Genomic DNA, 23,790 nt, shown 5'->3' on the forward strand with positions numbered 1-23,790 from the left:
TTGCAATTATAAGCTAAATGCTTTAAAGGAATGTTAAAGTCCCAATGCCAACGCTATGAAATATCCTATAAACGCGCACACATACGCCACAATGCTTGTAAAAACAAAAAGCATTGCGCTATAGCGCCACCCTCCGGCTTCCTTGGTAAAGACAATAGTCGCGGCAAGACATGGATTATAAAACATCACAAACAAAATAAAGGCTATCGCGCTAGGAAAGCTTACATTTGCCCTAATGGCTTCTTGCAGGCTTACGCTCTCTTCATCAAGTCCTTCTCCCAATGCATAGAGCACACCCATAGATGACACAACAACTTCTTTTGCCGCCAAACCATTTAGGAGACTAACGCATAACCGCCAATCAAAATTCATAGGTGCAAAAATAGGCGTAATTGCTTCACCAATTTTTCCCAAAAAGCTTTGCTCCAAAAGCTTAGATTCGAGTTCTTTTTGTAGTAAATCTTGCGTTTCTTGTGAATGTGTAAGTGCGATTTGTGTTTCATACGAATCTATGAGTGTAGAATCTTTTGGATAGTTAGTCCCAAACCAAATCAGTATCGATGCAACCAAGATAAATCCACCAGCTTTTTTTAGATACATTTTTGCTTTGTTTAGGACACTAAGTGCTACGAGTTTAAAGCTTGGGAGTCGGTATTTTGGGATTTCCATGACAAATGGCTCACTTTTGCCTTTAAAAATACTAAGACGCAAGACTTTAGCACTCACAAGCCCTATAATTGCCCCTAAAATATAGATTCCAAATAACACGCTCCCAGCGACATTGGCGCTAAAAAATATCCCAACAAAGAGCGTATAAATAGGCAATCTTGCGCTACAGCTCATAAAATTGATGATAAAAAGTGTGAGTAGTTTATCTATGGGGTTTTTTAGTGTGCGAGTTGCCATAAATGCTGGGACCGAACAGCCAAAGCCACTCACAAGGGGTATGAAGCTTTTACCATGCAAGCCAAAGTGTCGCAAGATTCCATCAAGGAGATAGGACACGCGCGCCATATAACCCGTGCCCTCCAAAAACACAATGCCCAAAAAAAGTATAAGGATATGTGGTAAAAAGCTTAGCACCGCACCTACTCCCGAAAGTATCCCATCGCCAAGTAATGATCCAAGTTCAGGATAAGGAATATAATCTTTAAGAGTTTGTGCGAGAAAATCCATGCTAGATTCAATCCATGTTTTTGGATATTCACCAAGGCTAAATGTTAGCTGAAAAATACACCACATAAACACCAAAAAAATAGGCAACCCCAAGACTTTATGAAGCAAAAGAGAATCTAATTTTTGGGTGAAGTTTGTGGCAGTATTTTGTGTAATGCAAGCTTTTGCTAAAGTTAAGGCTTGAGTGCTTGCATGATGAGAATCTAATGTGGCAAATGCGCGTTGTGCGTCGCTAGGTTGGTTATGCGTAAGAGTGCGGATAATGCTTTCTAAAAGTTCGGTGATATTGTATTTGTGTTTGGCGCTTATTGTGATACATTCTATGCCAAGTTTTTGGCTTAGGAGTTGTGTATCTAGTGTGAGATTTTCCTTTTGTGCTTCATCGCTCATATTAAGGGCAAGTAGCATTTTGTGATTGAGTGTTAGCAGTTGGAGGCTTAGGGCGAGGTTGCGCGCAAGATTTGTAGAATCTAGCACATTCACGATAAGATCATAATGGCTATTATGCAAAAAATTGGTTGTGATAGATTCTTCAAGAGAATAGTCATTAAGGCTATAAAGTCCAGGTAAATCAATGAAATGTAGCGTGTAGCCTTTGTATGTGATAGTCGTTTGTGTCTTTTCTATGGTTACTCCACTAAAGTTCCCTACTTTGAGGTTAGCACCTGATATGGCATTAATGAGTGAGCTTTTGCCGACATTTGGTTGTCCCACAAGCGCAATAGTAAGTGTTTGCATACCTTTCCTTACAAAATTTGTGAGGGGATTATAGCACACAAAGATAATATAGGAATTATTATTATTTTAATTTTTGGGAGGTTGTTTGTGTTTTTAAGCTAAGTCGTGTAAAAATACTCTACAATTTTGCAATGACACAAGGTTTTTTACTTTAAAAAGTCTTAACTCTACAGAATTTTGCTAGAATAAATCTAGTTTTATATGTAAGGAAATACAATGAAAACACAAATTATTCGTATGTTGTGGCTTTTGTGTAGCATATGTGTGATTATGCTTGGTGTGATATGTATGATTTTTCCTGATAGGACAATGCTTACGCTAAGTTATTTTGCCGCGCTTTTGATGTGTGCAATGGGGATTGTGTCTATTTATTATTTTTTTCAGAGCCTTTATAGACCGCGTTGGGTGCTTTTTGATGGGATTGTATCTATTGTTTTGGCGCTTATTTTACTTTTTAGCAATGAACAAATAGGGGAGAGTTTTATTCCTTTGGTAATTGCATTTTGGGTGCTTTTTAAGGGTGTAATATGGATTATTCTTGCATTTACGATGCGCGCGATGAGTCATAATGCCTTTAGCTCTGTGATGGTTTTGGGTGTGATTTGTGTGATTTTGGGACTTATATTTATACGTTTCCCAGAAATTCTAGCCTTTTTATTGAGTTTTGCTGTGGGATTGACACTCATTGTGTGTGGTGTAGTAAGCGTGGTATTTTGGAAAGGCTTTAGGTAGGGCAAACCAACATGAGAGAAATTGTGCTTGTGGGGACTCGTCCTAGCAAAGAAGTAAAGAGCTTAATTGTAAGTGGGATTCGCTTTGGGGAGATTCCTAGTGATGTGTTAGAGGGGAGAGATAGCCTTATTTTTACCTCTCGCTACGCAATTGCAGCCCTTGCACAATGCGCTCAAGATAATCCAGCCCTTGCACAATGGCAAGAAATACCAAGTTATGTAATAGGTGGTAGTAGCGCAAAGCAATTGCAAAAATATGGTGCAAATATCGCATTTATCGGAAGTGATGCGCATGGATCAAATTTTGCAAAAGATCTTGTGCAGCTTTTAAAGGGCAAAGCACCACTTTATATGCGCGCACGACATATTGTTTCAAAACTGAATGAAACATTATTAGAAGCACACATTGACCTTAAAGAGTGTATTGCGTATGCTAATGAACCACTACAACTTGATTCTACGCTTAAGCCAGAGAGCAATAGCATTTTAATATTTACAGCCCCAAGCTCGTTTATAGCATTTAAGCAAAATTTTGGTTGGGATCCAAATTATGTAGCAGTAGCCATTGGTATGACTACTTTTAGTGCATTTGATCCTGAAATTATGGCATTTGTAAGTCCCACACAGAGTATTGATGGTTGTATAGAGCTTGCTAGAGATTTGGCACAAAAAATACCATAATCCTAGAATGCGAGTTTTACGCCTAGATTCACTGCTGTTGTATGTGGATAATACACCATATCTCCGCCGTGTGTATTTAGGACATTAAGCAAGAGTGAAGAGTGTTCGCTCGTGCCAAATTCTAATAAGAAATTTACTTCATTGACACGATCATAAACTCCTTGGATTCTGCTAAATGAAGCCATTGAATAGGGATTATGGAATCTTGTGCTACCATACACAAGCGCTAGAGAGATTCTATCAATGCTAAAGTTTATTTTTCCAAACGCAAGTGCGACATCACTACCTAGCAAAAATGCCTTACCACCCCACATAAAAAATGGACTGACATTATTACCAATGATATTAAGACTGCCTATGCCATTTGTGCCACTCATTATGTAGCCCCCGCTTATTTCTAAGCCATTGCGCATATTTTGGATAAAATCCTTGACACCAACAAAGGCTCGTATGTCAAACACAAATCCATTACCTGTCGTGTTATTTACCAAGCTCCTTGATCCCTCAAAGCTTGTTGTAAAGTTTGTGCTTGCCCCCATATAGGAATTAGAAACCTCATATTTGAGTGCGGCTTTGAATCCAACTGCATTGAATATGGAGGGCGTAAAGATTCCATACACTTTAAGAGATAAAAGATCCCAAAGTGTGTGCTGAATGCTCACATTTGTGAGACCTGTATTAGTATATGGATTTATGGCATACATACCTGTCATTTTGTTGTATTGCACATAACCGCTTGATTTTGCCCAAAACGCTTCAATAAGGGTATTTTCTAGGGATTTGTTGCGGATATATACTCCATCAATAAGGCGATCTGCCCATTCGCTTTTGGCAAAGATTCTCCCTGTCCGCACACTTGTATCACCATCAAAATATTCTAAATATGATTGCCCAAGCATAGCGCGATAGTTGGAATAAAAATCTTTTGACGCATCACCTACAGATCCTGTCCGATTTGGCGAATTGCTATCATTAAGCCATACAGAATTTTCATTTGCTTCAAAAAAAGCTTGTGCAGCACGAAAGCTAACCATAAAACGCCAAGTTTTATAGAATCCTGATCGATATGCTAAACCTATACTACCTGCTACATAGCCGTTGTTGCTAAGATCACTTCCAGTATTTGGCACAAGTCCTGCGCCACTTATATTAGTGTTAGAGCCATATAGCACGACATCACCATTTGAGATACCATTTTGGAGAGCTTCATCGATTGTGTCATATGCTAGAGTAGAGCCTATACATATTAGAGAGCAAAAAAATTTTTTTATCATTTATGTCCTTAGATTCTCTTCCGATTTATCCGTGTATAAAATCGGTTTTTACATAAAAAGCTAAATAACTATTATACAGCAGGAGTGTATTTATGATTCATATTGTGCTTGTTGAGCCACAAATTCCACAAAATACAGGCAATATCGGGCGTTTGTGTGTCGCTACTGCATCTATGTTGCATCTTATAAAACCTTTAGGTTTTCGCACAACACAAAAAGAGCTCAAGCGTGCAGGACTTGATTATTGGCAGCATTTGGAAGTCAGAGAATGGGAGAATCTCACGCATTTTTGGGATACTTATCCAGTGGATTTAGCACATCATTTTTTCTTTAGCACCAAAGCCAAGCAGATTCATTATGAGGCAAACTTTGAGGGTGATTGTTATTTGTATTTTGGGCGTGAAGACGCTGGATTAGATGAGCATATCTTGCATTCTTTTTCTTCACAAACTTATAGATTGCCTATGGCGCCTATAGCTCGTAGTCTGAATCTCGCTACTTGTGTTGGCGCGGTGTTGTATGAGGCATTGCGACAGACTAAGGGTTTTGAGGCATTGTGCTAGATTTTTGCTTTACGCGCGATACTTAGCACGATCCCTAGACTAAGACAACTTGCAAGTAATGAGCTACCACCATAGCTCAAAAATGGCACAGCAATACCTTTGATAGGCGTAATTCCAGCTATACCAAAGGCATTGATGATAAAAGAAAATGCCAAAAGCAACCCAACTCCCACACAAAAGAGATAATACATCGTGTTTTGGATTCTATTAGCTATTTTAAAAATCCAAAAAATCATTGCGCTAAAAGCTAAAACGATACAAAATAATCCTACAAAGCCCAATTCCTCAACAATACCAGCTAAAACCATATCGGTATGCACTTCACTTAAAAATCCTAGCTTAATAAGTCCATTGCCTAAGCCATTGCCTATAAAACCTCCATTATACATTGCGTTGGTGGCATTATAGATTTGATATGGTTCGGGGAGATTCTCAATACGCAAGGATTGCGCCCAAGTTTGTGGGAGCAAACCCAAGATAGAATCTTGTGCGTTTGCCCACCAAAGCTTAACGCGCATAATGCGGTGAGGGCTTGTAATAATCGCTATAAGTCCTACACTGATTGTAATAAGAAACAATAACCCCAAAAATCGCAAGCTACCCCCAGCAAAAAGTAGCATAAAGCCAAGTGTTAGCGCAAGGACAATCACTTGCCCCAAATCATTTTGCAATACAGCAATAAGCACCACCGCTACCAAAAACAAAAAGAAATAAGGAATAAAGAGTTTAATCTCATCTTTGAGGCTAAGAGGCGTGTGCATACCAAATTTGCGAGAAAAGCTCCATGCCAAAAAATACACAAAGCCAATTTTAAAGAATTCCGATGGGGCAAGTGAAAAGCTAGGAAGTTTTATCCATCGTTTTGCTCCTCCTGCGGAGCTTACCAAAGAGCTTGGTAAAAAATGCATACCAATCATAAGCACAAGAGACGCAAAGAATAAAAACCAACCAATTTTTTTAAAACTAGAATCTGGATTGAGTTGAGCAATAGCCCACATAAGCAGGATTCCTACACATGCAACAAAAAATTGCCGTATGAAAAAATGAAATTCCCCATAGCCAAAAAATTCAACCGGATATACGGATAATGAATAGCACACTACCACGCCTATGCTAGAGAGCAACACAACGATAAAAAAAAGTCGTAAGTGAATCAAGAATATCCTTAAATATGTGATCGTAGCTTTAAGGCGTAATTGTAGCTAAATTCTCTAGTTTTTGTAAGATTCTCTGTCTTGTATGGGAGAGAAGATTTACAGAGAATCTAAAAACGGATAAGCATTTTGCACAGCTTGATAAAATCTAATCCAAAAAGCTTTTGCTTAAATGGCGGATATCGTAGGGGAAACTCAAAGTGATTTTCTATCACACTTTTTTGGTGCGTAAATGTCAAAAAGCTTTGTGTGCCATGATAGCTTCCCATACCGCTATTGCCGATACCCCCAAATGGTAGGTGTGGATTTGCCACTTGTGTAATGCAATCATTTATGCAGCCATTGCCAAAGCTAAAGTTTTGTAGAAAAAATGTCTTTTCTTGTGAATTTTTGGTAAAGATATAACTTGCCAATGGTTTAGGAAACTGCGAGCTAAACGCGAGACATTCACAAAGTTTTTTAAAAGGTATGATAGGCAAGATAGGCGCAAAGATTTCTTCTTGCATTAATGGGTGTTCTTTGGTGGGTTGTATGATGCATATCGTTGGAGCGACATATAAGGATTGTGAATCTAGCTCGCCACCAAGGATCTTGTGTTGTGTAGCACTAGATTGCATACTTTGTTGCATAAGAGCTTGTATCCGAGCAAAATGCCTTGGGCTAATGATACGCCCAAAATTTGGGCTTTGTTTGGGATCTGCGCCAAAAAATTTGATTGTCCATTGTTTTAATGCCTGTATGTATTCCTCCAAGATATTTTCTTGCACAAAAAGATAATCTGGAGCTATGCAAGTTTGTCCTGCATTGAGGAATTTTCCCCACGCTACTCTTTTTGCCGCAGTGTCAATATCTGCGTGTTGTGTGATGATACAAGGATTTTTGCCTCCTAACTCAAGCACCACAGGCGTAAGATTCTTGGCAGCAGATTGCATTACGATACGCCCTACATTCACACTGCCGGTAAAAAATATTAAATCAAATGTTTCTTGGAGTAATGCTTCACCTATTTTGTTATCTCCTAGCACAACTTGAACAAGATTTGGTGCTAGAGATTCTTCTATGATACGCACAAGCAATGCCGAAGTATGCGTGCTGTATTCAGATGGCTTTAGCACGACACAATTTCCACCAGCGATAGCTCCTATAAGCGGAATAAGTGAGAGATTTAGCGGATAATTCCATGGCGAAATGATAAGGACTACTCCATAGCTTTGTGCATATATCCTACTTGTTGAGCCAAAATGTGTCAGTGGTGTTTTGGCTTTTTTGGGACGCATAAGCTTTGGTAGATTTGTGATCATAAATTCTAATTCTTCATAGACTTGAAAAAGTTCTGTAAGAAACGCTTCAGTCGGATGTTTGTGGAGATCCTTGTATAATGCTTCTAAAATCTGAGATTCGTATTTTTGGAGTGTGCGCTTTAAGCTTTGGAGCGCATTTAAGCGCTCCTGCAATGGCTTGTAGATTCTGCTATTTTCACGCAGAGTTTGAATATTATTTGCCCACATACACTTGTCGCGGTCGTGTGATACGCGTAGTAGGATCTTTGACATGTTCAATGAGTTGCGCACACCAACCTGGCATTCTACCTATAACAAAAATAGGCGTGAAAAGAGATACAGGAATTTTAAGCGCTGTAAGGATAATACCACTATAAAAATCCACATTTGGATACAAACCTCTAGCCTTAAAGTAATCATCACTTAGTGCCACTTCCTCAAGTTTTTCGGCTATGTCGCTTAAGCGATGATCCATTTTGATACCTTTTTTATCTAGTTCGTTTTTGAGATTTTTGATAGTTTTTGCGCGTGGATCGTAGCTTTTATAGACCCTATGTCCAAAGCCCATAAGTCTAAATGGATCATTTTTGTCTTTAGCTCTCTCTACGAATTTTGCCACATTTTTGACATCTCCTATTTCATTGAGCTGGATAAGCACTTTTTCATTCGCACCTCCGTGTGCTGCTCCCCATAGTGCGTTTATTCCTGCTGAAATTGCCGCATATGGGTGCGCACCTGTTGAGGCAACATTACGCACAGTGGTTGTAGAGGCATTTTGTCCGTGATCTGCATGCAGACTAAAGATTTTATCAAGTGCTTCAATTTCTAATGGCGTGATTTCTTGCTCACCTTTTAGTGTGTGCTTAAGTTTGCCATGTGGATATGCGCGAAGCATATAGAGGAAATTCTCAACATATGAGCGATTGATGTCTGGATAAATAAAAGGTGCGCCGATTGAATTACGATAAGAAAATGCTACAAGCGTTGTGATTTTGGCAATGATACGGCGTGCCATTATTTGATAATCTTCTTCTTTGTGCATATCTCTATGCTCAAAATAAAAAGTTGATAGTGCGGCGACTGCGGAGCTTAGGTTTGCCATAGGATGTGCATTATCTGGGAAAGCTTGGAATATATTCACAAGTCCTTCGTGTAAAAATCCTCTATGGCGTAATTCTAAGTCAAATTCATCAGATTCTGTTTTGTCTTTTGGTAGTGAATCTGTCAGAAGCAGTTTGCACACATCAGTGAAGCGGTATTTTTCTACAATATCTTCGATAGGGATACCTTTGTAAAGCAATTGGCTATTTTTGCCATCAATATAGCTTATCGTGCTTTTGCATCCTGCTGTGCTACCATAACCAGGGTCGTAGCTAAAAATATTTGTGCGCTCAAAAAGCTTAGAAAAATCTACTGCTTGGGGTCCGCGATTACAATCAATAAGCTCAAATTCAAAACTTTCGTTTGTTTGGTTGTTAGTGAGAGTGATTGTTCCCATAATTGCCTCCTTAGGTGATTTTAAGTGTAACATTATCTAGTCTTACATATTTTTCTAAATAGAAGTTAAAATATTTTTAAACTTCTATGTAACATTTTCAAAAAGTAAAGCTTTGGTCTTTAGTGTGTTATAATTGTAAGCATTATAGCATTATTGAGATTGTAAGGATAATGATGAAAAAAATCTTTTTGTTGGTTGCGTGTTGTGTTATACATCTAGTGGCATCAGATTCACTAAAGATTGTTATGGTTGGTGATGCGCTTTTGCATAAGAGTGTGTATGATGATGCCTTTACGCAAGATCGTTATGATTTTGCCCCAATGATAGAATCTATCGCACCATTGGTAGAATCTTATGATGTGAGATTCTATAATCAAGAAACAATTTTAGGTGGCACGCAACTTGGGCTTAGCACCTATCCAAATTTTAATTCCCCACAAGAATTTGGCGATGCAATGTTGGCTTTGGGGTTTAATCTTGTAAGTCTTGCAAATAATCATACGCTTGATCGAGGCGAAAAAGGTGTGCGTGCTATGCTAGAGTATTGGCGGACAAAAGAGCATAACATTAGTGATTTGCTTACCGCAGGAAGTTATGAAAGCAAACAATCACGCGCTACACCACGCATAATGCGCAAAAATGGTATCACATATACTATGCTTGCATATACCTATGGGACAAATGGTATTCCCCTGCCAGAGGGTAAGGAATATCTTGTCAATGTTTATACTAAACAAATGCTTCTTGAGGATATTAAAGCAGTGCGTGATAAGGTAGATGTGCTTATTGTGTCTATGCATTGGGGGATAGAGTATGAGACAACTCCTAGCAAAGAGCAACGCGAGTTTGCGCGCTTACTTGCCAATAATGGTGTGGATATTATCATCGGCAATCACCCTCATGTCATTCAGCCTATCGAAATTATTGATAATACATTTGTTGCATATAGTTTAGGGAATTTTATTTCCGGACAAAAGGGCTTGGCAAAAAATATTGGAGCTCTCATTGGGCTTAGTCTGCATAAAACTAAAGAAGGTAAGATCATTTTTGACAATATAGAATCTGAACTCATCTACACGCATTCTACACAAGGCAAAAATGTCCGCCTATATCCATTTAGCAAACTCAATGAGACACTTTTGCCAAATTATAAAGCAATCCAAAAAGAGTATAATGCGATTTTGTTTTCAGAGTTTAAGCCCAAAAGCAAATCTCACAAATAGTGAATCTAAAAGGAGTTTGTATGTCTGATATACGCCACTTAATCCGCACGAGCGATTTTAGCACACAAGAGATTATCACGCTTTTTCATAATGCCTTACATTATAAGCAACTCCTTATGTCAAAAACTCCCACACACCAACCATTAAAACACAAAAATGTGATCACCATTTTTTTTGAAAACTCCACGCGCACTCTCTCAAGCTTTGAATTAGCAGTAAAAAATCTTGGCGGTGATATTTTACGCCTTGATGTGTCGCGTAGCTCTACCTCCAAAGGTGAGACGATTTCAGATACCGCAGCCAATCTCAATGCAATGAATCCAGATGCGATTATCATACGCCACAGAAATGCAGGAGCAGGATATTATCTTAGTGCGCATGTAAATTGTCCTATTATCAATGGAGGTGATGGAGCGCATTCTCACCCAACCCAAGCGCTTTTGGATCTTTTGACTATTATTGAGCATTTTGGCTTAGAGGAATTACAAACTCTTAAAAACGCAGATACTATCGCTCCTTTTGCGCCACTAGATTCTATAAAAGGCAAAAAAATAGCGATTGTGGGTGATGTGGTAAATTCTCGCGTAGCAAATAGCAATATCGAGTTACTGACGCGTTTTGGTATGGAAGTAATTCTTGTAGCACCACCACATTTTTTGCCTCAAACTTCATTACGCACAAGTGATAATCTCAAAGCCATAGCGCAAGAAGTTGATGTGATTATGAGCTTACGCACCCAAACAGAGCGTCACGATCAGGTGATTTATGGGTCGCTAAAAGATTATGCGTCACGCTTTTGCGTTACCAAAGAGATTGTGGGTAACAATCCTTGTATCATTCTCCACCCTGGACCTGTGCATCGTAATATTGATATTGATGATGAGGTGCTTAAAGATTCTCGATCTAAGGTGCTTGAGCAAGTAACAAATGGTGTATGTGTGCGTATGGCAGCACTTGATTTTTTGATCGCATAGTCACAATCTTGCCACGCCATATCTACAAATCCTCATATCTGTAAATAGAATCTACATTTCACGAGGGTTTGTGCTATAATGAAACTTCCCTAAATTTTTACAACAACAATTATAAGAGGAGGGTGCAGATGAAAAAAAGTTTGCTTAGTTTGGCGTTGGTATGTGCAAGTGCACAGGCTTTTGATTACACAATAAGTGGGTCAGCAGAGACTTTTACAAAATGGGGTTTTAATAATGTTACTCCAGATGTAGCTACAGGTCGAGCTCCTACAGATAGCTTCACGACATTATTTTCTCAACTCAATCTTAAGGCAGATCTTGGGGCTGGATTTGCGTTTGGCTTAGGTGGAAGTTTGGCAGGTTTAGCATTTGATTCTACACAAGGATTTACAGCTAGTGGTTATAGCTTTAATGCTTCTCCAGTGCAGGCTTCGTATTTTGGGTATAGTTGGGATAAAGGAAAAGTGCAAAACTATATGATCCAAAATGCTTACCTAAGCTATGAAGGCACACATCTTTACCTCAAGGCAGGTCGTTATCAGTCTGGTAAGGTAGGTGAATGGTTTAGTGGATATAATCAAGGTGCCGAGGGCTATATCCAATCAGGCGCATTTAAGCTATGGGGTTTTTGGTCTAATAGGAGGGCATTTGCATATAATCAATGGTTTTTAGACTTTTATCGTGTGCATGGACTAAAAAAAGATATTTTTGCCGCAGGGGTTGATCTTACCTTTGGTGGATTTAAAACCTCGGTATTTTCATATTATGTTGATAGCAAAGTAACTGCACCGGGCGTTAGCTTCACATACGATACAAATACAGATTTTCAGCTTTCTGGTTTTAGATCATTAACGCGTGTGCGCACACTTTTCCCACAGGCATTAAGTAGTTTTGATGGTCTTGATACAAGTGCTGATCCTAAAAATCCTAAGGATCCTGATGGCATAGGTAGTGGTCAAAGAGATTGGGGAGTGATTAATTCAAGCTCAGCGACACTTTGGATTGATCAACGCTTTGATGTAAATAACTTCAATTTTGGTGTAGGGATTTACAAAAACTTTGGCAATGCCAATGAGCTTATCGGACGCTATGGTAACCCTGTGCTTTCAGTCGTAGATTTTTGGACAGCTGGAGCATATGATATAGGACAAAGCCTTTCAGATATGGTTGGTAAAGATGCTTTCACAGGCTATGGCTATATGGGTGCGACTTATGGTGCATTTAATTGGCAAGTGTTGGCACGAGGGACAAATTCTCCTAGAAGTGCAGAGCAGAGCGTAGCGCTAAATTTGGGCTATAAAATCCGCGAAGACTTTAAAATCGGTGGTAAGCTTGAGTGGTTTAGCGATACAACAAAAGCAGGATATAATCCATTTCAAGGGGTAATCGTTGGGCAAAAGCTTACTGCAAACCGCACCGATGATCGTAGCCATATATTCTTCTATATGACACATACATTTTAATGTGCATATGCGCTAGACTTTTTAACAATAGATTCACTATGGTGAATCTATTGCTTATATATGTTTCTTAACTTCTATTCTTTTCATACGAGCTTACAAAAAATACAATAAACTTATGTTAGAATCTAACATTATTTTGATATAAGGAATACATAATGTGTCTTGCTATACCTTCCAAAGTAGATTCAATAGATAGAGTTGCTAATGTCGCCATGGTCGATACGCTAGGTGTCAAGCGTGAGGCGCGATTGGATTTGTTTGACGGAGAATTAGCGATTGGAGATTGGGTGTTGTTGCATATTGGTTTTGTGATGAACAAAATAGATGAACAAGCCGCATATGAAAGTCTCAAACTTTATGAAGAGATTATAGAATCTATGGAAGAAGAAGAGCGAGAATTACAAGAAGCCAATCGCTAAGCAAAATTACATAATAAGAGCATATATGGTAAAAGTGTTTATTATTAATCTCAAGCGATCCAAGGATCGTTATAACACAATGCATTCAAGAATAGCTACACTGCTGGATACATATCCTTTTTTGCGTGAAGTGTTGGAGTTTGAATTTTTTGAGGCAATCGACGCAAAAGCCAAAGAACATAAACGATTTGAAAAGCACTACAATCATCGCTTGTGTATATTACTACGAGGTAAGGTGCTTAGCGAGGGTGAATTAGCGTGTTTTGCGTCTCATTATACGCTTTGGCAGAAATGCGCACAGGAAGATAAGCCCTGTATCATTTTAGAAGATGATGTATGCTTTAGCGAACATTTTGCACACGGTGTGCTAGAGATTGTGCAAAGTAATTATGAGTATGTGCGACTTATGGCGTTACGCACACTCAAATCTTATAAACCTACAAGTATGCCTCATATTATTTCAACGACACAAATTTGCTCTGGGACACAAGGGTATTATCTCACGCCTTCTGGGGCAAGGAAGTTTCTTGCGTATGCTGGGAAGTGGGTTTTTCCTGTAGATGATTATATGGATATGTTTTATATTCACAAAGTTTGGATTTTGGTAAGTATGCCCTATTTGTTAGCAGAAGATCAAACATCAACAGACATTTCTGATAGGGCTGAAATCAAAGCCAAGGGATTGACAAAAATCACGCGCGAAATTTCGCGTTTTGGGTTGCAAATTTATAAATTTCTCTTTTGTCTCACGCATTTTAAGAAGTTTTAGACAGAGGCTAAGTCTCAAAAAATATGCTTACTATATAGCCCCTTGTTTTTGCATTGGATAAAAAAGTCCTTGAGTGTGCTTACACTTGTGCTATCTCGGCTATTAAGTAAAAAGAGTGGCACATCTTTTTTTAGTCGTGCGAGATCCTCTCTCACACGCTCTATATCAAATCCAAACACCTCGCACAAATCCGCCTTAGAAACCACGACGACATCTGCACACAAAAACATACTTGGATATTTGAGAATCTTATCATCGCCCTCCGGTGTGGAGAGAAAGACCACATTAAGCGCTGCGCCCAAATCATAACTTGCTGGACACACGAGATTGCCGACATTTTCGATTACCAAAAAATCATATGTATGCAAATCACAACGCTTGGCAAGCTCTGCTAAACCCTGCTCCACCATTACCGCTTCGAGATGACACGCCTCGCCAGTGGTGATTTGATACGCGCTCACTCCTTTTTGCTCCAAGCGTTGCGCATCGCGATTTGTTTGCAAATCTCCCTCCAACACACAGAATCTAAAATCCTCACACGCACTTAGAGATTCTAAAAATGTCGTTTTGCCACTACCTGGAGAACTCATAAAATTTAGCACATAGAGATTATGCTCTTTATAAAACTCCCGCAATTCATTGGCTTTTTTATCATTTGCCGAAAGTATGCGTTTGGCTACCGCGACACTTTTTGGGTTAAGTGTAGGATTAGATTCTAAAGATTGTTGCATAGCATTTCCTTTCATAGTTTAGAAGCTAAACTGCCCACCCACACGCAATACCATATAGTTTGAGACATTAAAACCATAGAGTGTAACATTTTTGCCTAGTCCATATTGCACGCTCACATCAAGGAATCCAAAGAGATTCACACCAGTTGTAAGGATTGTGCCTTCTCCTGACTTGCTATAGAGATCGCGCATAGCACCGATACGAAAATCGATAAATGTAAAATCCGCGAGGATACCACCGCCAACCATTTGGCTTTTGGGATTGGCGATTGAGAGCGTGTCATTAGGCAATACATCGACATCAAGCGCTAGAGTTAGGAAGTTTAGCATTTCATAGCTGACACCTGCGCGCAATTGTTGGGTCAATCGCACATACCCATCACTTCCGCTTAGATTGATTTTTGGTGCATTGAGATTTTTAGCGACTAAGCCTATGTTGAGATTGGGCAAAAATGCAGGTGTATAGAGCAAACCCAAATCAAGCCCAAATGTTTGTGTCATTTGCATCGTGTTGGTATCAAATTTGATATTGGGTGTTTCAGAGAAACTAATAGGCGTGTTGTAGCGATAGGCAGAAGCAAGGATAAATTTGGGCGCAATCCCTATATTTATATCACCTGCGCGTGTATAAAAGGTATGTCCATAGGCTATAGGTATTTCTACAAGCCCTAACACAACGCCATAGGGTGTATGTTTACCTGTGAGAATAGAGCTACTAAGATATTCACTCTGACCATTACCAGTTCCACCATTTACCACATCTAAAGTAAGACCATCGCCACCCGGTTTAGCTTCTATAAAGGTGCAGTTATTTCCAGTTTTGATATCACATCCAGCACCGATACCCACGATGAGTCTGCGATGTTTTGAGTTGATTTCTGCTGAAATACTTGCAAAAACTTGGGGCAAGATACCTATAGCCACCGCACCGCGTCCATTATCACTTTCTTGCACGGTTACTTCACCTATGCCATCGGCTTCTATTTTTCTTGTGGGTTGTCTGCCACCGATTTGTAGCACTAAGCCATTTTGTGAGATGATACTTATTTCGTTGCTCTCTATCGCCTTTTGCATTGTTTCAAACGCAGAGAGAAGCTGATCGATATCTGAATCTGCACCTTTTGGTATGGTGATCCCTCCTACTGTGCTTATGATGTCTTGAAAATCAACCTTACCATTTTTGATAGAAGTTAGAAGTTCATCAAGCCCACTTGGATCAATGCTACCTAAGATTCCAGTGAGCAGTGGCGGTGCACCAGCAGCATTTGCGGCATCGATAAGTTTATTTTTGAGGTTTTCTGCTGCACCATTTTGATTACCTTGTATAGCAGTAGCTAGGTCTCCTAAGTTATTGCAACCGGTATTGCAAGTAACTCCTATATCTTGTGCAACTTTATCAATGGCACTTTGATCAATATTTGTTGACCCAAAGAGATTTTGTAGCGTATCACCAAACACCCCACCTACAGATTGTCCATTTATGGTAACTGCACCACCAGCTACCGCACCACCCAAAAGCTTATCGCCTAGTGTGCTACTAATCTTTGTGATTCCATCGATGTTGGTCGCGATTTCTAAGAGATTTTGTTCTTGAATCTGTGCACCAAAGCTATAGCCGATTTTCGTGCGTCTGTCTGCACCAAGAAGCGCGGGATTGTAGTAGATACCCCACGCGGAGTTTTTGAGTGCCACACCCGCACCGCCTATGGAGCTAGAAACTTGCCCCATAGAGCCAAACCCTAGAGCAAAGCTTGTGTGTATACAAGCAAGAAAGCAAAGATTCATATATATAAAGCGTGTTGTTATCCTAATGTGTGAGAATAATTGCATTATACCCTCCCCAATACATTGTGCTTTGTTGGTGGCGATTTTACTTTAGCGTGGATTAAATGAGGCTTAGAGATCTGCCAAAATATTGCCCACACCCTTGGCTATCATCGCATACACTGCTTCAAAGCCCTCCATATCTTTGTATGTATAAGGATCAGGCACATCAGCACCGCCTAATCCATAATCCCCTAATTTGCGGACTTTTGTTTGATCAAAGCCTAGTGCGAGAATGTCGCGATAATTTTGAGAATCTAGGGCGATGATGAGATCAAAGCAATCATCAGCATACACGCTTAGGCGTCTGCCACGTAAATCATCGATACTAAAGCCGTGTTTTTTGGCTACCAATCGCGATCCCTCGCAAGGTGGCTCATCGATATGCCACCCGCTTGTCCCAGCAGAATCTACTTTGATAGCGAGATTTTTTTGCTTAATCATTTCGCGTGCGATTCCCTCTGCGAGTGGCGATCGGCAGATATTGCCTAGACAAACAAATAAGATAGAGTGCATAGTATGCTCCTAAGGATTTTTTAGATAGAATTGTAGCTTTAATTTTGGTTTTGGGGTAGGTATGCGTATGCAAAAAATGCAAAATATTGTGAAAAATAAGATTTTTTCTTTTATGCCTCGTTATTATGAGGAAATTGTGCTTGTGTTGTTTGGTATAGGGCTTTGTTTGTATGGTTTTGGACTTGATTTAGGTGCGAATTTTAAAGCACAGGGCTTTTTTCAGATAGGCGGAGTTTTGTATATTATTTTTGCTTATAAGCATTTTGTGTTGAGAGATGATTTGCGTTTGTTGCGCATACCGCTTATAAGCTTTGGTGTGGTGATTGTTTTGGGGCTTCTTAGCTATTTTGATGAGATTATGCCTCGAAGTTTTGGCAAGGTCTTTGGGTCTGTAAATACGCATATTGTTAAGTATCTTGTATTGTTTGTGATAGTGTTTTTGTATGTCCGCTATGCAAAGCGACGTAATGTGCTAATTTTGTTTAGTATTTTTGGGTTGTTGTGTATGGTAAATGTTGTTGGAAGCTTGATAGAGTTTTGGCGATATGACTTTAAAACTCATCATGTGCCATTTGGTTTTAAGGCGGTCTTTACATACAATATTTGGCTTTTGGCTCCTATGGCGTTGTGCATTAGTGGAATGGTAGCTTGTAAGCATAAGGCTTTAAAGATATTGTGTGTGCTTGGAGTTGTCCTTACATTGGGAGCTATGTTTGCTAATGGTGAGCGGAGTTTTTTGGTTTCTTCATTTGTAATGGTGTTTGTGCCATTTGTGGTGTGGCGTTATAGGCATAAGGGCAAGATTTTACCTTTGGTTTTTGTTGCCGGAGTTTTGGCTCTAGGAGGAGTTTATACACAGACAAAAACACTTCCTGATCGGTATAATTTTGCACATATGATTGATAACTTTTGGGAAGTGATTCAAACACCTGTTGTGGAAATGGGTAAGTATGACAAGTGGTGTTTTAATGGGGCTCTATGCAATCCCCAAAGCACCAAAAATGGTAAAGCAGAGTTTTTTTGGGAGCATTCATCACTTTCGCGCATAGCAATGAGCAAATCTACTTTTGAAGCATTTTTAGATTCACCATTTATGCCACGCCTTGTGGGAGTGTTTCAAATAGGAGAATATCTCTGGCAATACTATGAAGCGCATACAGATAAACAAGCAAATAGAATGTATGTGTCTGTCGATAACCCCAAACACAATGGATACAATAGTCCTCATAACTTTGCTGTGAGTATGTTGTTTTGCTATGGAATCATAGGATTTATAGCGATTTTGTTTTTTTTGGGATTTGTTTTTTATATATGTTACAAACAATTAGCTAGTAATGCCAAAGATACCACAAGAGATTTTATAGCATTATGGGCTTTTGTATGTCTTGTAGGGATATGTACACAAAGTGTTTTTGATATATTGTACCCCAATATTTTAGAAGTATTGTTTATTTTTTTGGGTGCTGTTGTGGGGTTTTGTCGTGCCAAAGTGTCTGCCTATTCACATCGTGGAAATTCACAAAATATTTTTCAAAGTCCTCCTAGTGCACATTCTAGTATTTTGCTTACTATTGGTGATGTTAGTATTACCGGTGGTGCTGAACGCGTGGTGGTGAATCTCGCTAATTTATTTGTGCAATTAGGACATAGTGTAGAGATTGTGAGTTTTTTTCGAGCAAATCCTATTTTGCCTTATACGATAGATGAGAGGGTGCGTGTTAAGTTTTTTTATACACGAGATGAGAAGAATTCCAAAGATACAAACGCACTCAAGAGATTCTATATCAAAAATATTTTTAAGTTTATGCTTAGTGTGCGTGTGTGGTGGCGTTATCGTGTGGATTATGTGATTGCTAATGATTGGACATATACGCCGTTTTTAAAGCATCAAGATACTAAGTATATTAAGATTTTGCATTTAAATTTTACGAAATATAATAAGCGTAATAATTATTTTGATACACTCGTGCTACTCTCTTATGCTGAAATTGCTCTGTATCGTCCTTTTCATAAGCATATCAAGGTTATTCCTAATTTTCTTCCTACAACCTCCACGCAACGCACGGATTATTCGCAAAAAATTGTCCTAAGTGTGGGCAGAATGGATAATGGTGATCAAAAGGGATTTTTGCGTCTCATAGATATTTGGGAGCAAGTATCACAAATGGAGGGTGCAAGTGAGTGGAAGCTTCATATCGTTGGCGATGGTGTGATAAGAGAGCAAATACAAGCTAAAATTCAAGCCAAAAATTTAGAAGAGAGCATTATTGTATGTCCTTTTACAAAAGATATAGAATCTGTATATCTTAGTGCGAGTATTTATGTGATGAGTAGTCATTATGAAGGTTTTGGTATGGTGCTTATAGAATCTGGATCTTATGGGTTACCTGCCATAGCCTTTGATGTCGCTACTGGTCCTAGTGATATTATCGTGGATTCTCACACAGGCTATCTCGTAGCGGATAATGCTATACAAGATTACGCACATAAACTTCATAAGCTTATGTGTGATGAGAATTTGCGGAGCACATTTGGATTGCATGCCAAAAAGAGAGTGCAAGAACATTTTAGCAAGGAAGCTATCGCGCCTTTATGGGAAGAAATGCTAGGAGGCAAACAGCACACACAACCTATGCTAGAAAATACGCAACCATGTATCGGAATAGTCGTGCCTGTGTATAATGTGGAGTCATATCTCGCGCGATGTTTAGATTCTATTATTGCTCAAAGCTATGAAAATTTTGTGATTGTGCTTGTTAATGACGCAAGCACAGATTCTAGCCGTGACATATGCCTTGCATACCAATCAAAGGATAAAAGGATTGTTTTTGTAGATGCGCTTTTTAATGCTGGTCAGGCTAGTGTCCGCAACAAAGCACTTGATATTTTGGAGCGAGGCGGTGCTTTGGTAGAAGAAGTGCAAGTTACATTGCAAGATGTGATACATACACAACTTCTACATATTCCAGTGATAGATTATATAATGTTTGTAGATTCTGATGATTATATTTCGCCCAATGCTTTGGAGATAATTATCACAGATTTTAAGAAGAATGATGTAGATATATGTGTGTATAACAATCATTATGTTACACAAGAGTTTGCAGAGGCTACAATCCATGATTACAGGATTTTTTCACACATACGCGAATCTAGAGTATATATTCCAACCGAGCTTATACAAAATTTGAGAGGCTTTATAACAAGTGCTTGGGCGTTTGTATATAGAGCACCATTTTTATGCAAACATCGTTTGCGATTTATCGAGGGTATATTCTATGAAGATGTGCCATTTTGCACACAAAGCATACTTGTTGCACAAAATGTGTATGTGAGTTTTGTGCCGTGGTATTATTATTTTCTTTCACCTACTTCCACAATGCGAGGAGTAATGGACACACAAAAGAGGCGCAAAGCTTTTGAAAGCTGGATAAGGATCTTGCAATTTTTTGTTATGTATCTTGAAGAAAGTAAAAAGCAAGATACAACACACAATCATAATACACAAGATCTTGCCATTTTGCAAAAATTTTATGCACACAATATCACATGGTGCTTTAAGCGAATCTTTGAGCTTTTAAGTGTAAGTGGTGGGTATGGTAATGGTATTTCTAAACAAGAGCTTAAGCCTTATGTGCGATATATGCGAGGCAAGTATCATTTGTATTACCATATGCCTATACTACGAAGGTTTTTATAATTATCAACAATAATCCAAAAAGCCATCTTGTGGGAGGGTGAGTGTGATATTTTTTGGTAGAAATCCCAAGATTCGCTCCAAAAATATGCTTTGCCCAAACACATCTCCACACAATAAAACTTCAAGATTTTCCCCAAAGGCATAATTTGTTTGCACATCACGCACGAGCGTAGCAAGAAATTCACAAAAACTATCGATAAAACCATAGGCTAAGATAATATTTTCCATATCTGCACACTTAAAACTCATCGAAGATCGGAAGATTCTAGGATAATCTAGTGTGAGTGTATTATCTGTGTCGCGCAAGAGAATATAATCAATCCTTGGTCCTTTGGATCGCAAAAATTGATTAGCACACGCAAGGAGTGAATCATAGGCGTGAGGCAAAGTCTGCAACAATGTCTCTTCATTAAGATCAGTGTTTGGGTGCATACCTAAAAGCAGGGCAGCGATACCAAAAATATGTGTGAGGTTATCTGTGCGTATGGGGGTGGTTGTGAAGTTCGCAAAAAGTGGGGCATTGAGTTTTTTTGTAAAGTTTTCTACCAATTCTGCGCCACTTTTATAATTTGTGCGGATAGATTCTATAAGACATTGTGGGTTTGCCTCAAAAGTTGTATCCAAAAGTTGTTTAAAGCTTTCTCCAGTCCGAAGTAAGATCGCGCTTGGGTGTTTAGAGCTTATATAAAATACCACACTTGAGGTAGGTTTAGAATCATCGTGTGATTGGCGTATGTGGTGAGCAAGATTGGTATGTAAAAGGGTTTTAAAATCACATTGGGTTTGTGCTGTATCGACAAACAATCCGCTTTCACTCACACAAAGCGTGTGAGAATCTCTAGGTGTGTGTGAGAATACACGTGCAGGGGTCATATCTGTATCGTGTAAAAAAAAGTGTGTGATCTCTTCACGCAACAATAAAGCACTCATAAGCTGTAAAATCGCATCATAAGGCAAAGCAGTAAGCATAAGCCCATGAGAATCTAAGGGGAATTTATCTGCAAAAACCTCTTTTGGTGCTAGAGACACAAATGGCTTTTCAAATGAAGCGAGGATATCCACTTGCGCTGTGTGAATGCGGAAAAATGTTTTGAGGCTAGATATATCACACATTACACAAAGCGATTGTGTCGTGTCTTTAAATGGCGTAAGCGAGCATTCCTTAAAGCCTCTAGCTGTGTCAAGCACTACGCTTTGATTGGATTTGAGATTATGGAGTATGGTCGTGAGGTAGGAAGAAATGTCTTGCGTGTGCATGAGAGATTTGGCAAAGCTAAAAAGTTTAAAATCCCCAAAATGCTCATCAGAGAGAAAATCTTGCGTTTGGGTGGCGGTGTAAAAATGCGTTTGTGCTTCATATTCTGGGATTGTGATTGGTTGGAGTGATTGTAGTGAATCACATACTTGCAAATCAATAAATGAAAAGCCAAGTGAAAGTGGTAGGGTGGTAGCAAGAGATTCTGCAAAATCAAGGAGGGCTTGTGTTTGGTTGGTATGTATGATGAAATGCAATGTTGGCTTTTGGTCTTGTGTGAAATCTGGGTTTGCATAAAATCCATATGTATAGATTTTCTCACAAGATTGTGTAGTGTGTTCATCTGGGGATTGTGTATGGCTTGTATCTGTGAGATGTTGGCTAGCGATAATCTGCGCTTGTGTGGATAAAATTTGTGTAAAAAAGATTTGTGTAGGAGAAAACACAGGCGGTTGTAAAGAAAAAGAAAAATCATAATATTGTGTCATACATAAACCTTGCTAGAATGTTTTAGGGCTTAGAATCCGCGGAAAGAAAGGTTAGCGATTTCTTGGAGATCGCGGTCATTTGTTTTGGTGGCACATACTCCATTTTTTGCAAGATAAGCAATGGCTTGAGATTCCATAAGTTTAGCGCCCTCTTTGACATTGGGACTTAGATCAAAGGCGGTATCTTCACCTATGACTTCAGGCACAATACCAATGATATGAACAGGTGGCAAATCCCCATTGATTTCTACGAGGCGTAGTGTTTGGAGCATTTCCACTTCGTGTGCGCTTCCTGCCCAAGTGATGATATTTGGGACATCATCAAAGTCAAAGGCATAGACATCGCCAATTTCTGCGCCATCTACACTTACGCAATCAAGAATGAGGACTTTATCATATGAAGTAATAAGTGGAATAAGCATTTGCGCCAAAGTCCCACCATCGACAATTTCTACTTCTACTGGATTAGATGGATCGCTAGGGGTAAAGGTATAATTTACCTTTAGGTAGTTGGAGAGATGAACGCCAATGCCTTCATCTCCAAAGAGAATGTTACCAATGCCAAGTATGAGAATCTTCAAGTTTTCACACTTTTACATCATCGGTGTAACGCATACCACTCACAATCGCATCTACACCGCCATTTGGATATTTGATTGAATTCCAAACCGCCATATAAATATGGACAGGAATAAATATCATAAATGCCCAAGTAAGAATATGGTGGAGATTACGCACATTTGATAAGCCTCCACACATTTTCTCAAACCACATAAAAAGCACTTTACACACTGCACCCAATCCATCATCATAGGAGTTATAAAACAACACTATACCACTTAGTGATATGAGCAATACAAGGATTGCGAGTAAGAAATATGTAGCAAATTGCAAAGGATTGTATGCACCATCAATATGAGGATGTTTACCGATAAAGAGATAAACTTTAATTTGGTCAATCCAACATTTTGGTGATATAGCCTGTCGGAATGATGTGCGTTCAGGCTTAGATTCTTTGTCAAAGAAAAACAAATACACCCTAAAAAACGAGATAGCAATCAAACAAAATCCCAAAATAATATGAAAACTTCGCATATAAGCATTGAGATAGCCTACAAACGCATTGACATTGTTTGATGCAATCTCTGGATTACCGACAGTAACCACTTCGTATGATCCTATTGCATGTAAAAACGGATATGCGATATAAAACCCAGTTGCAATAAGCAAAAATATGCTAAAGGCTCTAATCCAATGGAAGATTCTCGTAAGTCCCGAGAATTCCTTATGGACATGAAACTCTTTTTTTTCAAAAGGAATAGTATCTGGCATA

Annotated in this window: 20 protein-coding genes; 9 read left to right on the forward strand and 11 right to left on the reverse strand. The window is 39.0% G+C overall.

The genetic code is table 11. From position 1 onward, the window contains the following. Positions 1-33: 33 nt before the first annotated feature. Positions 34-1,914 carry a ferrous iron transport protein B gene (feoB, locus tag B9T66_RS05745; RefSeq protein ID WP_095628032.1) on the reverse strand — a complete coding sequence of 627 codons (1,881 nt, stop codon included), beginning with the start codon at positions 1,912-1,914 and terminating at the stop codon, positions 34-36. Positions 1,915-2,130: 216 nt separating this feature from the next. Between feoB and B9T66_RS05750 the strand changes: the two genes are divergently transcribed. Next, complete coding sequence (locus B9T66_RS05750) at positions 2,131-2,646, forward strand: HdeD family acid-resistance protein (RefSeq protein WP_095628033.1); 516 nt, start codon at positions 2,131-2,133, stop codon at positions 2,644-2,646. 11 nt (positions 2,647-2,657) lie between these two features. After that, on the forward strand, positions 2,658-3,326 hold the full coding sequence (locus B9T66_RS05755; protein ID WP_095628034.1) for a uroporphyrinogen-III synthase: 669 nt from the start codon (positions 2,658-2,660) through the stop codon (positions 3,324-3,326). 2 nt (positions 3,327-3,328) lie between these two features. Here B9T66_RS05755 and B9T66_RS05760 read toward each other — a convergent pair whose 3' ends face one another. After that, complete coding sequence (locus tag B9T66_RS05760; RefSeq protein WP_095628035.1) at positions 3,329-4,600, reverse strand: Opr family porin; 1,272 nt, start codon at positions 4,598-4,600, stop codon at positions 3,329-3,331. 92 nt (positions 4,601-4,692) lie between these two features. On the opposite strand from B9T66_RS05760, the gene B9T66_RS05765 reads away from it, so the two are divergent. Then, positions 4,693-5,163 carry a tRNA (cytidine(34)-2'-O)-methyltransferase gene (locus tag B9T66_RS05765; RefSeq protein WP_095628036.1) on the forward strand — a complete coding sequence of 157 codons (471 nt, stop codon included), beginning with the start codon at positions 4,693-4,695 and terminating at the stop codon, positions 5,161-5,163. On the opposite strand, the gene B9T66_RS05770 is transcribed toward B9T66_RS05765, so the two are convergent. The 3 genes from B9T66_RS05770 to B9T66_RS05780 all read right to left on the reverse strand — a co-directional run bounded on the left by B9T66_RS05770 (position 5,160) and on the right by B9T66_RS05780 (position 9,095). Next, entirely contained in the window at positions 5,160-6,320 is a 1,161-nt protein-coding gene (locus B9T66_RS05770; RefSeq protein WP_095628037.1) for an FtsW/RodA/SpoVE family cell cycle protein, read from the reverse strand. The genes B9T66_RS05765 and B9T66_RS05770 overlap by 4 nt on opposite strands. A 107-nt stretch (positions 6,321-6,427) precedes the next feature. Further along, positions 6,428-7,870: an aldehyde dehydrogenase family protein gene (locus B9T66_RS05775; RefSeq protein ID WP_219350218.1), complete on the reverse strand. Its 1,443-nt coding sequence runs from the start codon at positions 7,868-7,870 to the stop codon at positions 6,428-6,430. Next, positions 7,812-9,095: a citrate synthase gene (locus tag B9T66_RS05780; RefSeq protein WP_095628039.1), complete on the reverse strand. Its 1,284-nt coding sequence runs from the start codon at positions 9,093-9,095 to the stop codon at positions 7,812-7,814. Before B9T66_RS05780 ends, B9T66_RS05775 begins: the two co-directional genes overlap by 59 nt. A gap of 173 nt (positions 9,096-9,268) precedes the next feature. On the opposite strand from B9T66_RS05780, the gene B9T66_RS05785 reads away from it, so the two are divergent. The 5 genes from B9T66_RS05785 (at position 9,269) to B9T66_RS05805 (ending at position 13,943) form a co-directional block, all read left to right on the forward strand. Beyond that, a complete protein-coding gene (locus tag B9T66_RS05785) occupies positions 9,269-10,318 on the forward strand; it encodes a CapA family protein (RefSeq protein ID WP_095628040.1) in 1,050 nt (349 codons plus the stop codon). 20 nt (positions 10,319-10,338) lie between these two features. Continuing rightward, positions 10,339-11,292, forward strand: a complete 954-nt coding sequence (locus B9T66_RS05790; RefSeq protein WP_095628041.1) for an aspartate carbamoyltransferase catalytic subunit — start codon at positions 10,339-10,341, stop codon at positions 11,290-11,292. A gap of 128 nt (positions 11,293-11,420) precedes the next feature. Next, positions 11,421-12,755 (forward strand): outer membrane family protein, encoded by a 1,335-nt coding sequence (locus tag B9T66_RS05795; protein ID WP_095628042.1) that lies wholly within the window; start codon positions 11,421-11,423, stop codon positions 12,753-12,755. Between the two features lie 155 nt (positions 12,756-12,910). Further along, on the forward strand, positions 12,911-13,174 hold the full coding sequence (locus tag B9T66_RS05800) for a HypC/HybG/HupF family hydrogenase formation chaperone (protein ID WP_095628043.1): 264 nt from the start codon (positions 12,911-12,913) through the stop codon (positions 13,172-13,174). Between the two features lie 25 nt (positions 13,175-13,199). After that, positions 13,200-13,943, forward strand: a complete 744-nt coding sequence (locus tag B9T66_RS05805; RefSeq protein WP_095628044.1) for a glycosyltransferase family 25 protein — start codon at positions 13,200-13,202, stop codon at positions 13,941-13,943. A 14-nt stretch (positions 13,944-13,957) separates the two neighbouring features. On the opposite strand, the gene hypB is transcribed toward B9T66_RS05805, so the two are convergent. From hypB to B9T66_RS05820, 3 genes are all read right to left on the reverse strand, one after another. Beyond that, positions 13,958-14,674: a hydrogenase nickel incorporation protein HypB gene (hypB, locus tag B9T66_RS05810; protein ID WP_095628045.1), complete on the reverse strand. Its 717-nt coding sequence runs from the start codon at positions 14,672-14,674 to the stop codon at positions 13,958-13,960. An 18-nt stretch (positions 14,675-14,692) separates the two neighbouring features. Then, positions 14,693-16,504: a conjugal transfer protein TraF gene (gene traF, locus B9T66_RS05815; protein WP_095628046.1), complete on the reverse strand. Its 1,812-nt coding sequence runs from the start codon at positions 16,502-16,504 to the stop codon at positions 14,693-14,695. A 66-nt stretch (positions 16,505-16,570) separates the two neighbouring features. Next, entirely contained in the window at positions 16,571-17,014 is a 444-nt protein-coding gene (locus tag B9T66_RS05820) for a low molecular weight protein-tyrosine-phosphatase (RefSeq protein ID WP_095628047.1), read from the reverse strand. A 67-nt stretch (positions 17,015-17,081) separates the two neighbouring features. Between B9T66_RS05820 and B9T66_RS05825 the strand changes: the two genes are divergently transcribed. After that, the gene (locus B9T66_RS05825) at positions 17,082-20,714 is read left to right on the forward strand and encodes a glycosyltransferase (RefSeq protein WP_180763347.1); all 3,633 of its coding nucleotides are present in this window, start codon (positions 17,082-17,084) and stop codon (positions 20,712-20,714) included. Between the two features lie 3 nt (positions 20,715-20,717). On the opposite strand, the gene B9T66_RS05830 is transcribed toward B9T66_RS05825, so the two are convergent. The 3 genes from B9T66_RS05830 to cybH are packed head-to-tail and all read right to left on the reverse strand — an operon-like array spanning position 20,718 to position 23,789. Continuing rightward, the gene (locus tag B9T66_RS05830) at positions 20,718-22,457 is read right to left on the reverse strand and encodes a hypothetical protein (protein ID WP_095628049.1); all 1,740 of its coding nucleotides are present in this window, start codon (positions 22,455-22,457) and stop codon (positions 20,718-20,720) included. A gap of 29 nt (positions 22,458-22,486) precedes the next feature. Beyond that, entirely contained in the window at positions 22,487-23,038 is a 552-nt protein-coding gene (locus B9T66_RS05835; RefSeq protein ID WP_095628050.1) for a HyaD/HybD family hydrogenase maturation endopeptidase, read from the reverse strand. 4 nt (positions 23,039-23,042) lie between these two features. Then, on the reverse strand, positions 23,043-23,789 hold the full coding sequence (gene cybH / locus B9T66_RS05840) for a Ni/Fe-hydrogenase, b-type cytochrome subunit (protein WP_095628051.1): 747 nt from the start codon (positions 23,787-23,789) through the stop codon (positions 23,043-23,045). Between the last annotated feature and the right edge of the window lies 1 nt (position 23,790).

The organism is Helicobacter sp. TUL (assembly GCF_002287135.1).
Lineage (GTDB): Bacteria > Campylobacterota > Campylobacteria > Campylobacterales > Helicobacteraceae > Helicobacter_F.

Bases quoted from the DNA above. Each gene is read 5' to 3' on its own strand.
- feoB (WP_095628032.1), bottom strand. From the start codon at position 1,914: ATGCAAACACTTACTATTGCGCTTGTGGGACAACCAAATGTCGGCAAA.
- B9T66_RS05750 (WP_095628033.1), top strand. From the start codon at position 2,131: ATGAAAACACAAATTATTCGTATGTTGTGGCTTTTGTGTAGCATATGT.
- B9T66_RS05755 (WP_095628034.1), top strand. From the start codon at position 2,658: ATGAGAGAAATTGTGCTTGTGGGGACTCGTCCTAGCAAAGAAGTAAAG.
- B9T66_RS05760 (WP_095628035.1), bottom strand. From the start codon at position 4,600: ATGATAAAAAAATTTTTTTGCTCTCTAATATGTATAGGCTCTACTCTA.
- B9T66_RS05765 (WP_095628036.1), top strand. From the start codon at position 4,693: ATGATTCATATTGTGCTTGTTGAGCCACAAATTCCACAAAATACAGGC.
- B9T66_RS05775 (WP_219350218.1), bottom strand. From the start codon at position 7,870: ATGTCAAAGATCCTACTACGCGTATCACACGACCGCGACAAGTGTATG.
- B9T66_RS05780 (WP_095628039.1), bottom strand. From the start codon at position 9,095: ATGGGAACAATCACTCTCACTAACAACCAAACAAACGAAAGTTTTGAA.
- B9T66_RS05785 (WP_095628040.1), top strand. From the start codon at position 9,269: ATGAAAAAAATCTTTTTGTTGGTTGCGTGTTGTGTTATACATCTAGTG.
- B9T66_RS05790 (WP_095628041.1), top strand. From the start codon at position 10,339: ATGTCTGATATACGCCACTTAATCCGCACGAGCGATTTTAGCACACAA.
- B9T66_RS05795 (WP_095628042.1), top strand. From the start codon at position 11,421: ATGAAAAAAAGTTTGCTTAGTTTGGCGTTGGTATGTGCAAGTGCACAG.
- B9T66_RS05800 (WP_095628043.1), top strand. From the start codon at position 12,911: ATGTGTCTTGCTATACCTTCCAAAGTAGATTCAATAGATAGAGTTGCT.
- B9T66_RS05805 (WP_095628044.1), top strand. From the start codon at position 13,200: ATGGTAAAAGTGTTTATTATTAATCTCAAGCGATCCAAGGATCGTTAT.
- hypB (WP_095628045.1), bottom strand. From the start codon at position 14,674: ATGCAACAATCTTTAGAATCTAATCCTACACTTAACCCAAAAAGTGTC.
- traF (WP_095628046.1), bottom strand. From the start codon at position 16,504: ATGCAATTATTCTCACACATTAGGATAACAACACGCTTTATATATATG.
- B9T66_RS05820 (WP_095628047.1), bottom strand. From the start codon at position 17,014: ATGCACTCTATCTTATTTGTTTGTCTAGGCAATATCTGCCGATCGCCA.
- B9T66_RS05825 (WP_180763347.1), top strand. From the start codon at position 17,082: ATGCAAAAAATGCAAAATATTGTGAAAAATAAGATTTTTTCTTTTATG.
- B9T66_RS05830 (WP_095628049.1), bottom strand. From the start codon at position 22,457: ATGACACAATATTATGATTTTTCTTTTTCTTTACAACCGCCTGTGTTT.
- cybH (WP_095628051.1), bottom strand. From the start codon at position 23,789: ATGCCAGATACTATTCCTTTTGAAAAAAAAGAGTTTCATGTCCATAAG.